The organism is Corallococcus sp. Z5C101001 (assembly GCF_007352635.1).
GTDB lineage: Bacteria > Myxococcota > Myxococcia > Myxococcales > Myxococcaceae > Corallococcus > Corallococcus silvisoli.
Genome location: NZ_VKLU01000004.1, coordinates 393,738 through 406,504, shown reverse-complemented (window position 1 = coordinate 406,504; position 12,767 = coordinate 393,738). Strand labels below are relative to the sequence as shown.

General features: G+C 69.8%; 11 protein-coding genes. 8 read left to right on the top strand and 3 right to left on the bottom strand.

Going from position 1 to position 12,767, the window contains the following annotated elements; genetic code table 11:
- Positions 1 to 144 precede the first annotated feature (144 nt).
- Complete coding sequence (locus tag FOF48_RS10185) at positions 145 to 951, top strand: hypothetical protein (RefSeq protein WP_143900378.1); 807 nt, start codon at positions 145 to 147, stop codon at positions 949 to 951.
- 274 nt (positions 952 to 1,225) lie between these two features.
- Here the strand turns inward: FOF48_RS10185 and FOF48_RS10175 are convergent, their stop codons facing one another.
- The 3 genes from FOF48_RS10175 to FOF48_RS10165 form a co-directional block, all read right to left on the bottom strand.
- Positions 1,226 to 1,987: a DUF5953 family protein gene (locus tag FOF48_RS10175; RefSeq protein ID WP_143900545.1), complete on the bottom strand. Its 762-nt coding sequence runs from the start codon at positions 1,985 to 1,987 to the stop codon at positions 1,226 to 1,228.
- Positions 1,984 to 2,622: a DUF6310 domain-containing protein gene (locus FOF48_RS10170; protein WP_328700959.1), complete on the bottom strand. Its 639-nt coding sequence runs from the start codon at positions 2,620 to 2,622 to the stop codon at positions 1,984 to 1,986. Before FOF48_RS10170 ends, FOF48_RS10175 begins: the two co-directional genes overlap by 4 nt.
- 573 nt (positions 2,623 to 3,195) lie before the next feature.
- Positions 3,196 to 4,224, bottom strand: coding sequence for a histone deacetylase (locus tag FOF48_RS10165; protein ID WP_186001848.1), 1,029 nt, complete (start codon positions 4,222 to 4,224; stop codon positions 3,196 to 3,198).
- A gap of 105 nt (positions 4,225 to 4,329) precedes the next feature.
- Here FOF48_RS10165 and FOF48_RS10160 point away from each other — a divergent pair, with 105 nt between their 5' ends.
- From FOF48_RS10160 to FOF48_RS10130, 7 genes are all read left to right on the top strand, one after another.
- Entirely contained in the window at positions 4,330 to 6,393 is a 2,064-nt protein-coding gene (locus FOF48_RS10160) for a methyl-accepting chemotaxis protein (RefSeq protein ID WP_143900371.1), read from the top strand.
- A gap of 24 nt (positions 6,394 to 6,417) precedes the next feature.
- A complete protein-coding gene (locus FOF48_RS10155) occupies positions 6,418 to 7,713 on the top strand; it encodes an MFS transporter (RefSeq protein WP_143900369.1) in 1,296 nt (431 codons plus the stop codon).
- Positions 7,714 to 7,866: 153 nt separating this feature from the next.
- Entirely contained in the window at positions 7,867 to 8,358 is a 492-nt protein-coding gene (tatB, locus tag FOF48_RS10150; RefSeq protein ID WP_143900367.1) for a Sec-independent protein translocase protein TatB, read from the top strand.
- 38 nt (positions 8,359 to 8,396) lie between these two features.
- Positions 8,397 to 9,602 (top strand): twin-arginine translocase subunit TatC, encoded by a 1,206-nt coding sequence (locus tag FOF48_RS10145; RefSeq protein ID WP_143900365.1) that lies wholly within the window; start codon positions 8,397 to 8,399, stop codon positions 9,600 to 9,602.
- 12 nt (positions 9,603 to 9,614) lie between these two features.
- Positions 9,615 to 10,706: a TrkA family potassium uptake protein gene (locus tag FOF48_RS10140; protein WP_143900363.1), complete on the top strand. Its 1,092-nt coding sequence runs from the start codon at positions 9,615 to 9,617 to the stop codon at positions 10,704 to 10,706.
- Between the two features lie 69 nt (positions 10,707 to 10,775).
- Positions 10,776 to 11,696, top strand: coding sequence for an MBL fold metallo-hydrolase (locus FOF48_RS10135; protein ID WP_143900362.1), 921 nt, complete (start codon positions 10,776 to 10,778; stop codon positions 11,694 to 11,696).
- 159 nt (positions 11,697 to 11,855) lie between these two features.
- Positions 11,856 to 12,731, top strand: coding sequence for a hypothetical protein (locus tag FOF48_RS10130; protein WP_143900360.1), 876 nt, complete (start codon positions 11,856 to 11,858; stop codon positions 12,729 to 12,731).
- Positions 12,732 to 12,767 lie beyond the last annotated feature (36 nt).

Here is a 12,767-nt window from a genome sequence, read left to right as displayed (position 1 = left end):
CGAGCCCGCATCCGTGGTGGCCCTCCGCGCCGCACGCGCCTCCGGTGATTCGAGGAGCGCTGGGAGGCGAGGTGGCTGGAGTTTCTGGGGTTGGGCGCTATCCTGCTTCCGTCCTCTTCGCGGGAACCCCCCGGAGCGCATCCCATGACCCGTGGCATCTTCAAGGCAGGTTCAGGTCCTTCGCTTCCGCCGAAGCGCAAGCACGACGAGCTCGTCTCGCCCATCCGCACGCCGGTGCAGGAGGGGCCCGCGAAGAAGAAGCAGCGCACGGAGGGTCCTCCCGCGGGGCCGCAGCCCACGGTGCAGCGCCCGCCCACGGATCCGTCGATGCACGCGGCGTACGACCAGCTGGCGCACGAGGAGATGCTGAAGAATCCCAAGTACAAGCAGCTGGCGGAGGACGCGGCGGCGGCCCAGGACAAGCCGGTCAACGTCATCACGAAGGATCAGGTCCAGGGCGGCATGTTCTATTCGGGCAAGGGTCAGGTCGGGCTGCGTCCGGACCTCACGGGCCCCAAGCGCGCCAGCGTCATGGCCTTCGAGCTGACCAACGTCGCCCAGCAGAAGAAGTTCAGCAAGGTGACGAGCGACGCCTTCCAGACGGAGGTCAACGCGGCGTTGGGGAAGCACATCGTGGGCGGTGACCTGAACGCCCGGCGGGAGAACTTCGCCAAGAGCATGGAGCGCATCGAATACAACGGCATCCAGCGCCACCACGACGTGATGAAGGACGGCATCCAGAGCCAGGGCTGGCCCAAGGAGATGGACCGGTTCGGCAAGCGTCTGGAGGGGGCGGACCCCAGCTTCGAAAGCTACTGGGCGCGCCAGAACGTCAAGGACGCCAAGACGGGCAAGAGCCACTCGGACGTGTACCGCGCCCAGTTCGACAACATCGCCGCCAAGGCGTCGGAGCTGGTGGAGAAGAGCAAGCAACAGCAGGGCGTGAAGTAGCGGTCCCTCCAGCGACAGCGCCGCGAAGGGGCCCGGACTGGGGCCCTTAGCGCACGCTGGCCCAGTACGGCAGCAGCGCCTGACGGCTCTCGGCCAGCGCCCGGCGCGCGTCCGCGTTGACGTCGCCGGAGGGAAAGCGGTCGTCGCGCCCCGCGAGCACTTCGATGCAGGCGCGCGCCCCCCATGGGCCGCGTTGGCGACGCGTACGAAGTGTGTAGTCGGCGAGCAGGGACGCGCGGGAGCGCAAGACAGGGAGATGCGTCCTAGCCCTTGATCAAGGTCTAGGCGCCGCGCGTCCGCCGATTTCAGGAAAGCGCTCGTAGGCGCGCTTGAGCGCATCCAAGTGAGCAGGGTTGTCCAGGTCGAGTGGCGTGTCGGTGAGCTGTACGACCCATCCACCCGTCGCCGTGCGCCTGGACCGCGTAAGCAGCTCGGCGTCACGGGTCGGGTCCGGGAACCGGAGAGCCTGCGCGGTAGCCGCAGACCAGAAGTTCAACCATCCGAGGCGATGCGGAATCTCCGGCGAGCGGATCTTCTCTGGAAGACTGAGTGCTGGCAGCCCCCGGGGCGGAGTCCCTGGCTTGTGGACGGGATCGCGTGTTTGTCGTGCGAGCTCGACACCCGCGCTAGACGGCGTCGCATGCCCCCAGAACGCGCGGGCCCCTTCTGCCACGCCTCCAAGCACATCCACTGCCACCGCGATGACAGCCTCGTTCAGTGGCAGCTCTGCATGGACATCAAGCAACGACTGCCCGCCGGGCGCCTGGCGCGCGGGTGTTCGCAACCCATAAATCATCACAGGGAAGCTCTCGTCACCGTTGCACAAGAGAGGGAAGCCTCCATCCCTGGCTCCTTCGGAGAGCCACGAGTCGCGCTGCGGTAAAGCGATGGGGCGCCCCTCGTCGGAAACCGTCCAGTCGAGGCGCAAGCCGGGGAAGGCCTGCTCCATCCCATGGACGACAGCGAGAGTGCGACCATCCGCGGCAAGCAGCGCTGGCGCGTAGACAATAATGCCAAGGGTGCTCTGTGTGGTCATCGCCTGCACCCCGTGACGACGATCTCCAGCTCGGGCGCCTCACGCTCAAGTGCTTCTCTGTGCGCTTCGGTGCTCACCCCAACGGCGAAGCGATATCCACATGACAGCGCGATGTCTCGCTCTTCCCGCATCTTGGCTGCTTGCCCTTTGATGACCTGCCCGCGGAGAAAGGCATTGTACGTGTCGAACTGGTCGGTCTTGATCTCCCACAGCACGCGCACGCCGACTTGCAGCGCATCGAAGCGCACGCCGCCAACGAGCACGTCCTTGCCGGGGTAGCGGTTCGGCGGAAACCAGTCGGCGCACTCATTGTGTGGGTCGTCCCCACCTGCGTGAGGCATTGGAACAGGCTCACAGCTGGCTCGGCCTGTCCGGTCCACAGGCACAGGCGGCACGGGGGGCTGCCAGTCTTGCCCCGCGGGCTCGGGCTCGAGCTTGGGCTTGCGTTGGGCTTCAGTGTCCCGGGAGGACAGCTTCGTTCCTCGAGAGGGCCCTGCTTCCTCGGGGTAGGCGTGGCGGAGTTCGTATGCATCCAGTGCTTCTCTGATGGCGACGGCGACCACCACCGTGCCCAGCACGATCACGGCCCCCACGGCAATCTCGGGAGCCGCCAGCACGCAGAATCCGATTCCCACGGCAGCGGCGTCAGCGGAGGCGACCGCGCACCTTCCCGTAGCGTCGTGGAACTCGAGCCGGTCATGGTCGAGGGTCCGGTAGCACCTCTCCACCAGAAGAGGCCAAGGCTGGGATGCTTCGCGGACAACGCACCGCCCCTCGTCAGCCCAGGGCAGGTGCGCCGCCCGCTCCAGGTTGGCGAGTCTTTGGCTCCGCGTGCCGAGTGTGCCGGGAGACGGTGCCGGCGTGGCGCACGCGGAAAGGAAGAGGAGGAGTGCGATGCAAGCGCGGAAGCGCACGGCGATGTCCTCGCGGAAGGGAGGGCTTCATCCCTACGCGCCTGGAGTCTATCAGCGCGCGCGGGCGTTCAGACGAACCGGGTTTCCTGGATGGGGGCACGCAACCATCGAAATGACGGTGCGCTGCACCCCCTGAGCCCTGACAGCCAGAGAGCGGCGGTCAACGTCCTGGGCCGTCCACTCGCTTCGGCGTACGACATCCGTGCAACACGCGTCGAGGACGCCGCCAACCACTCGTGAGGACAGGAGTAGAACAGTCCGGAAGGCGGGACTCGAACCCAAAGCCGGGCCCGTTCAGCGCACGCTGGCCCAGTACGGCAACAGCGCCTGACGGCTCGCGGCCAGCGCGCGGCGCGCGTCCGCGTTGACGTCGCCAGAGGGGAAGCGGTCGTCGCGCCCCGCCAGCACTTCAATGCAAGCGTGCGCGGAGTTCGACAGGCCCTCCAGCGAGTAGCCTCCCTCCAGCACCAGCACCAGCTTGCCGTCGGACACCTCCTCCGCCAGCTCGCGCATGGCGGTGCACATCGCCGCGAAGCCGCGCTCGGTGACGTCCATGCCGCCAATCGGGTCGTCGCGGTGCGGGTCGAACCCCGCGGACACCAGCACCAGGTCGGGCCGGTACGCCTGCGCCACGGGCAGCAGCAGGTCCTCGAAGACCATGCCGTAGTCGGCGTCGGTGTTGCCGCCGGGCAGGCCGCAGTTGACGGTGAAGCCCTGGCCCTCGCCCCGGCCCACCTCCGGCGCCGCGCCGCTGCCCGGGTAGTAGGGGAACTGGTGCACGGACTGGTAGAGCACGTCGCGGCGCCCCCAGAAGGCCGCCTGGGTGCCGTTTCCGTGGTGGACGTCCCAGTCCAACACCAGCACGCGCTCGGCCCCGCGCCGCCGTCCGGCCTCCGCCGCGATGGCGACATTGTTGAAGAGGCAGAAGCCCATCGCCCGGTCCGGCTCCGCGTGGTGCCCGGGCGGCCGCACCAGCGCGAAGGCGTTCTTCGCCTGTCCCGCCATCACCGCCTCCACGGCCTGCACCGCCGCGCCCGCCGCCAGCCGCGCCGCGTCGATGCTGTCGGGGGACACGGCGGTGTCCTCGTCGATGCGCTCGACGCGGCCGCTCAGCTTCTGCAGGGCCTCCAGGTGCGCGGGCGTGTGCACCGACAGCAGCTCCGCGTCCGTGGCGGAGCGGGGCTGGGCCATCACCGTGCCCGCCACGGGGTTTCGTGACAGGACCTGGAGGATGCGCCGCAAGCGGGCGGGTGACTCCGGGTGGCCCTCGCCCGCGTCGTGCTGGAGGAAGAGCGGGTCGGTGAGGAGCAGCGTCGCGGTCATCCCCCAAACCTTACGCATCCTGGGGCCGGGAACCCAGCACCCGGGTTGGAAGGCACGGACCGTTCCTTGCCCTGGATGGGCCACCCTCCCTACAGTGGGCCGGCCTTGGCTCGTCGCCTCAAGAAACCCGGTCTCCGGGGCATCCTCCTGGGTTCGTTCGGCCTCGCGCTGGCCGTCATCCTGGGGACGCTCTATTTCGTCGTCCCCGCCCAGGTGGGCAACCACCTGCGGGAGCGCATGCTGCTCCATGCCCGGGGCAAGGCCCTGGAGGTGAAGAACCTGGTCGAGCGGCAGGCGGCCACCCATCCGGTCCCCACCTTGGAAGGGCTCTACCGGCTGGATGACGACTTCAACGTCGTGGCCGTGGTGGACGCCCAGGGCGTGCCCCGCGCCACCTTCCCCGCGTCGCCCCGCGGCTGGTTCGTGCAGGGCCTGGAGGACCGCCTCCGCCTGCGGCCCCTGCCGTCGCTGGATGGCATGGAGTTCCCCAACGGCGACCGCGCGGTGTCCGAACCCGTGACGCTCGCGGGCGGCGCGCCGGGCGAGGTCGTCGTGGTGGTGGATTCGTCCCGGCTGGACGGCGTGCTCCAGTCCCTGCGCCACACGGTGATGCTGGCCTTCGTCGTGGGGCTGGTGCTGTTCCTGCTGGTGGCGTTCCTCATCTCCCGCGCGTTCATCCTCCAGCCGCTGGACGCGATGATGTCCATGGCGCGCAAGCTGGCGGAGGCGGACCTCACCGGCCGCGCGGAGGTGCGCAACAGCAAGGACGAGCTGGGGCAGCTGGCGGAGGCGCTCAACCGCATGGCCCTGTCCTGGCGCGACACGCTGGGCCGCGTGCGCGGCGTGTCCGACGTGGTGGCGGGCGTCATCGAGCAGATCCACCGCACGGGCACCACCGTGTCCTCCGGCGCCGGCACCGTGCAGTCGCGCGTGGAGGAGACGTCCTCCTCCATGGTGGAGATGATGGCCAGCCTGCGCGGCATCGCGGAGAACGTGGAGGTCCTCTACCAGAGCGCGGAGGAGAGCAGCTCCTCCATCATGGAGATGGCCGCCACCAACGACGAGGTGGCGGAGAACGTCCAGGCCATGGCCGCCAGCGTGGAGGAGACCACCAGCGCCATCGAGGAGATGACCTACTCCATCAAGGAGGTGGCCAAGAACATCGAGGACCTGTCCGCCTCCACGGAGGACACCTCGTCCGCCATCAGCCAGATGGACGCCGCCATCGGCCAGGTCGACGCCAACGCCAACGAGACGGCCCGCCTGTCCGAGCAGGTCTTCGAGGACGCGCAGACCGGCGTGGAGGCCCTGCGCAAGACGCTCTCCGGCATCGACCGCATCAAGGACACCAGCCGCACCGCCGCGGGCGTCATCGACAGCCTGGGCCGGCGCATCAGCGAGATTGGCAACATCCTCAACGTCATTGACGACGTGGCGGAGCAGACGAACCTGCTGGCCCTCAACGCCGCCATCATCGCGGCCCAGGCGGGCGAGCACGGCAAGGGCTTCGCGGTGGTGGCCGAGGAGATCAAGGACCTGGCCGAGCGCACCGGCGCGTCCACCAAGGAGATCGCCGAGCTCATCCGCGGCGTGCAGGAGGAGAGCCGCAACGCCGTGGTGGTGATGAACCAGGGCGTCAAGAGCGTGGAGGAGGGCGTGCAATTGGGCCGCGAGGCGGAGGGCGCCCTGCGGAAGATCAACGACAGCACCCAGAAGTCCACGCAGATGGTGAAGGCCATCGCGCGGGCCACGGTGGAGCAGGCGCGCGGCAGCAAGCAGGTGACCGCGGCCATCCACCGCATCTCCGCCACGGTGCAGATGATCTCCCAGGCCTCCAACGAGCAGGCCCGGGGCGGCGAGCAGATCATGAAGAGCGCGGAGCGGATGAAGACGCTCACCCAGCACGTGCAGCGCTCCAGCCAGGAGCAGGCGCACGGCAGCAAGCAGATCACCCGCTCCATCGAGAGCATCAACGAGATGGTCACCCACCTGAACCGCGCCCAGAAGGAGCAGACCAAGGGCAGCGAGCAGGTGCTCAAGGCCGTGGAGACCATCAAGGGCGTCTCCGAGCACCAGACGCGCTCGGTGCGCCAGCTGGAAGAGGCCATCGACAACCTCACGCGCCAGGCGGAGATCCTCCGCGGCGAGGTGCGCCGCTTCCGCGTCTGACGCGCCGCCGTTCCCCAAGGGCCCATGTCCGAATCCGCCGCCGCCCCCCGTTCCGTGTCCGAGCGCGCCGTGGTGCTGCTCATCGGCGCGGTGCAGTTCGTCAACATCCTCGACTTCGTGATGGTGATGCCGCTGGGCCCGGACTTCGCGAAGGGGCTGGGCATCGAGTCCTCGCACATCGGCACCATTGGCGGCAGCTACACCGCCGCCGCGAGCGTGGCGGGGCTGGTGGGCGGCTACGTGCTGGACCGCTTCGACCGGCGCAAGGCGCTGGCGGTGTGCATGCTGGGGCTGGTGGCGGCCACCGCGGCGGGCGGGCTCGCGCTGGGGCTGTCCACGCTGCTCCTGGCGCGGGTGTGCGCGGGGCTCTTCGGCGGGCCGGCGACGGCGCTGTCGCTGTCCATCATCGCGGACCTCATCCCGGTGGAGCGCCGGGGCCGGGCGCTGGGCGCGGTGATGGCGTCCTTCTCCGTGGCCTCCGTCCTGGGCGTGCCGATGGCGCTGAAGGTGGCGGAGGTGGGCGGCTGGCGGCTGCCCTTCTTCGTGGTGGCGGCGCTGGGGCTGGTGGTGGTGGTGGCCGCGCTCCTGCTGCTGCCGCCGGTGCGCGGGCACCTGAAGCCGGGGGGGAGCGCGTCCCGGGCGCCAGGGGTGGGCGCGCTGCTGGGCCGCGCCGACGTGCGGCTGTCCTACTTGATGACGGCGCTGGTGATGATGAGCGGCTTCATCGTCATCCCCAACATCTCCGCGTACCTCCAGCAGAACCTGGGCTACCCGCGCGACCGGCTGTGGATCATCTACTTCGCGGGCGGCATCGTGAGCTTCGTCTCGCTGCGGCTGACGGGGCCGCTGGTGGACCGCTTCGGCTCCTTCCGGGTGGGCACGGTGGGCGTGGTGCTGGCCGCCGTCACCACCTACGTGGGCTTCGTGGCGTATCCCGCGTGGATGCCCATCCCGCTGCTCTTCATGGTCTTCATGCTGGCCATGGGGGTGCGCAACGTGGCGTACAACACCCTGACCTCGCGCGTGCCGGACAACCCGGTGCGCGCCCGCTTCATGTCGTTGCAGTCCGCGACCCAGCACATGGCCTCCGCGCTGGGCGCCTTCCTGTCCTCCCGCCTGCTGGTGGACCTGCCGGATGGGACGCTGGGCGGAATGGACACCATCGCGTGGGTGTCCATCGGGCTGGCGGCGGGGGTGCCTGTCATGCTGCGGGTGGTGGAGGGCCGGGTGCGCTCGCGCGAACAGGCCCGGGCCCTGGCGGTTCCCGCCCTCCAGGGGCTGGCCGCGCCCCTGTCGCCCCAGGCGAATCCGCAGGCCTGATGGGGCAATGTGCCCCAGGGGACACCGGCAGCCCGGCCGCCCGCCTCCCTGTCACGAGGCCAGACGAACGTTGGATGTCCGCTGACGGTTGCGCGGGCCTCGTGTGGGCGCGATAACCCGGAAACGTTCCCTCCAAGGGGAAGACGACGACCCATGTTCAACATCGGCGCAGGCGAAATGGTGTTCATTCTGGTGGCCGCGCTGATCGTGCTCGGCCCTCAGCGGCTGCCTGAGCTGGCGCGGGCCATCGGCAAGTTCATGCGCGAGTTCCGCAGGCAGACGGACGACGTGCGCAACGTGGTGGAGCGCGAGTTCTACGCCATGGACGAGGAGTTCAACCGCGAGCCCCCGCCGCGCCCGGGCACGCGCGTGCCGTCCCCGCCTCCGGAGCTGGCCGCGTCCTCCATCCCCGGCGCTGCCCCGGCCAACGTGCTCGCGGAGCCCGCGCCCGCGCTCACCGCGACGCTGGATCCCGCGCAGGTGCCCGCCCCCGACGCGGTGGCGGTCGCCGGGGAGACGCCCGCCGCCGCTGACGCTGTCGCGACGCCCGAGGCCGGTGGAGAGCCGCCCCTGGGGGTGGACGGTCTTCCGCAACTCGCCCCCATCCCGGGCACGGTGGCGCGCAACGCGCCGAAACGGAGCTGAGCCTGAACCGCCAAGGGGTTGACCTGACGGATTTGCGCATGAGCCTGACGGAGCACCTGACGGAGCTCCGGTCCCGGCTCGTGAAGTGTTCGCTCGCGGTGCTCGCGCTGGGCGCCGTGTCGCTCATCTTCGCCAAGCCCATCTTCGGCGTGTTGATGCGGCCGGTGCTGGACGCGCTGCCCCCGGAGGGGCGGTCGCTCGTCTACACATCCGGCATCGAAGAAATCAACGTGCTGATGAAGGTGGGCGTGTACTGCGGCATCTTCCTCACCACGCCCGTCATCCTCTGGCAGATCTGGGGCTTCGTGGCGCCGGGGCTGTACCCGGAGGAGCGCAAGTACGCGTCGCCCTTCGTCCTGCTGGGCTCCGTGGCGTTCATCGTGGGCTCGCTGTTCTGCTACTTCCTGGTGCTGCCCTCCATGTTCAAGTTCCTCCTCAGCGAGGAGGAGACCCTCGCCCTGGAGCAGCGCATGGACACCGGGCGCCTGGGCGCGGAGGACGCGCTGCGCTTCCTGCGCATTGGCGAAGTGGAGCGCGCGGGGCACCTGGCGAAGGAGACCAGCGCCGCGCTGACGGCCTCCGGTGAAGGCCAGGTGAAGGACCCGGAGGTGGCGTCCGCCCGGAGCGTGGAGTTGACCGCGCGCCTGAAGGGGCTGGGCGACCTGCTGGACGCGGCGGCGGACGGCCTGGGGACTCCCGCGCGCGGCGTGCTGCGCCAGGCGGTGGAGAAGCGGGTGGAGGCCGTGACGGCCTTCGGCAAGCAGGACTACGCCACGGCGGAGGCGGCGATGGACCAGTCCGCGAGCCTGCTGGCGGGCGTGGCGCCCACGCGCGCGGAGGAGATGGCGGGGCTGTGGCGGCTGGAGAAGGAGCTGGCCAAGGGGCACGCGGAGGCGGAGGCCGCGCGCTGGACGCGGCCCATGCTGACGATGAACGAGCAGCTGTCGCTGGTGCTGGTGCTCATCCTCGCCTTCGGCGTCATCTTTGAACTGCCGCTGGTGATGGCGCTCCTGGGCATCGTGGGGGTGGTGCAGTCGCGGTGGCTCTTCCGCTACCAGCGCCACGCCTTCGTGGTGTGCCTCATCGTGGCGGCGATCATCACGCCCACGGGCGACGTGGTGAACCTGTCGCTCATGGCCGGCCCCATGCTCCTCTGCTACGAGCTGGGCGTGTTGGCGGTGTGGCTCATCGAGAAGCGCCGGGCGAAGGCGGAAGCCTCCACGGACATCACCCCGGCGGCGTAGACTCCCGCGCGCATGAAGAGTCCCACGGCGCGGCTGATGGTGGACCTGCGGTACCTGCGCGCGCTGTCGCGGAGGTTCCGCAGCACGTTGCTGCTGGCGGTGGTCATCTTCGGGCTGGGGCCGATGCTGTACCACTGGCGCTACGTGGGGCCGGGCGGCGACGGCATCTCCTACGGAGAGGCGCTGCACCACGTCTACTTCCTGCTCTTCGGCCAGCCGTCGCTGCCGTACGTGAGCGACTGGCTGGTGGAGTCGCTGAACATCCTCATCCCGCCCATCAGCATCGCGCTGGTGGTGGATGGCGTGGTGCGCTTCGCCTACCTCTTCTTCGCCCGGCACAAGAACGACAAGGAGTGGGTCTCCGTGGTGTCTGAAACGATGAAGGGCCACGTCGTGGTGTGCGGGGCGGGGCGGGTGGGCTACCGCGTGGTGACGCAGCTGCGGGAGATGGGCAAGGACGTGGTGGTGGTGGAGAAGCGCGAGGACGCGACGTTCGTGTCGGCGCTGCGCGACGAGAACGTGCCCCTGCTCATCGACGACACGCGCAGCCCGCTGTGCCTGCCGCGCACGCACGTGAAGCGGGCGTCCGCCATCGTCTGCGCCACGGACGACGACCTGGCGAACCTGAACATCGCGCTGGACGCGCGGCGCCTCAACCCGGGCATCCGCGTGGTCATCCGCCTGTTCGACGACGACCTGGGCGCGAAGGTGCGCGATACGTTCAAGGCGGAGGCCCTGTCCAGCTCCTCGCTGGCCGCGCCCGCGATGGCGCTGGCGGCGTTGGACCCGCGCCTCATCCATTCGTTCCGCATTGGCAAGCACCTGATGGTGGTGTCGCTGTTCGTGGTGCGCGACGGGCTTTCGGGGATGAACGTGTCCCAGGTGCGAGACCGCTTCGGGGGGCTGGCGCTGTCGCTCATCCGGGGCGAGCAGGAGACGCTGCACCCCAACGGGGACGTGGTGCTCCAGGCGGGGGATCAGGTCACCCTCCAGGCCTCCTATCCGGAGTACTGCACCCTGCGCGAGTTCACCGGCGAGTCGGAGGCACCGGCGTACGCGGACCACGACAACTTCCTCATGCCGGGGTTCCGTCCCACGGCGTGAACGCGGGGGGGGCTTGCGAGCCCAGCAGGCGCCGGTTAGGCAGTGCGCGTCTTTTTCCGGAGGCTCGCGATGCGCCGTCCTGCTTTCGCCCTGGGTCTGCTGGCCGTGCTGGCCGTGGGCTGTGTGTCATCCCCGTCACGCCTGAAGGGGGCGCAGGTGACGCTGGCCTCGCACGCGGACGCGCGCGTGGGGACCTATGTGTCGTCGCCGTGGGGGTTCAGTACGGCGTCGTACTGGATTGAAGGGCCCACGGGGCTCATCCTGGTGGACACGCAGTTCCTGCCGTCCGCGGCGGAGGAGTTCGTCACCTGGGCGGAGGCGGTGACGGGCAAGAAGGCGGAGCTGGCCATCGTGCTGCACGCCAACCCGGACAAGTTCAACGGCACGGACGTGCTGCGCGCGCGTGGCATCCGCGTGGTGACGAGCGAGCAGGTGCGCGCGGCCATTCCGGCCATCCACGAGAAGCGCACGCGGGCCTTCGCCGCGCGGTACGCGCCGGACTACCCGGCGGTGTTGCCGTTGCCGGACAGCTTCGGAAGCCAGACGGCGGAGCTGAGCGCGGGCGGCGTGACGGTGAAGGCGCATGTGGTGGGCGCGGGGTGCAGCGAGGCGCACGTGGTGGTGGAGTTCGACGGGCACGTGTTTCCCGGCGACCTGGTGGCGAACGACGCGCACAGCTGGCTGGAGATGGGCCGGACGGATGCGTGGCTCCAGCGGCTGGAGGAGCTGACGGCGCTGCGCCCGAAGTGGGTGCATCCAGGGCGGGGACCCTCTGGGGACGCGGGGCTGCTCACGCGTGAGCGGCAGTACCTGGAGCGCGTCATCGCGGAGGTCGCGGCGGAGCATCCGCGGGGGGCGTTCACCGACGCGGCGGCGGAGAACATCCGCTCGCGCATCGAGGCGGCCTTCCCGGGCTTGCGCTTCCCGGTGTTCCTGAACATCGGCCTGCCCGCGGAGTGGGAGCGGCAGGCGCGGGTGGTGGCCCCCTGAGTGTTCACCTCCGCTTGCGCTCGACAGCGTGGGGGGACGTGAACAGCGGGCTCGTCGGAAGATGCCGCATCGCTCCTCCAAGGGTGGAGGCGCGAGACCCAGGAAACAGGTGCGTCGATGCCGACAGGTCGGACAGCGGATGGTGGATATCAGGCGGGAGTGCGGCGCTCGTTCGCGGTGGGTTCGGAGGTGGCGTGGGTCGCGTGGGGTGAGGGGGCGGGGCTGGCGCGGTGGGTGGGGACCTGTCCTCGACCGCTGAAGGAAGGGGACGCGGTGACGCTGGAGGACGGAACGCACGTGACGGTGGTCCGGCAGGTGCCGCCCCGGCAGCTGCGGTTGCGGCTGGCGCGCGAGGACTGGCCTCGGGCGCGGACCGTGCAGCTTCGCTTGCTGCCGTCGGTGCATGGCGTGACCGTGGCGCTGCATGTGGAGGGCTTGCAGGACGTGGGGACCCGCGATGAGACGCTGGCGCGATGGACGCATGCGCTGGAGAGCTGGGATGCGTTTTCCGGCAGGCGTGTGGAGGTGAGCCCGGCCGGTGATGCGCCGACGCGCGAGCCTCCTGGCCGGGCGGGTGCACAAAAGCCTCCCGCACTGGAGAAGGGCCTTGCGGAAAGGGGAGCCCGCGCGCTGGCGACACCCCCGCCCACCCGTGGCGTGAAGAAGGCCACGGCGACGAGGAAGTCACCGTCCTCACAGGTGGCTCGTGGCGCGAAGAAGGTGGCAACGACGAAGCAGGGCGGTGGGGCGAAGAAGTCCGCTCCCGCGCGGGGTTCGGGCGGCGCGAGGAAGGTGGCGTCGACGAAGCCACTCGGTGCCGCGAAGAAGTCCGCTCCCGCGCGGGGTTCGGGCGGCGCGAAGAGGGTGGCGTCGACGAAGAAGGCCGCTCCCGTGCGGGGATCGGGCGGCGTGAAGAGGGCGGCGTCGACGAAGCCGCGCGGTGTCGTGAAGAGGTCCGCTTCCGTGCGGGGTGTGGGTGCCGCGAAGAAATCCGCTCCCGCGCGTAGCGCGAGGAATGGCACTCGCGCGAAGTAGGACAGCGAGGCCCGGAGTCAGAGGGACTCCGGGCCG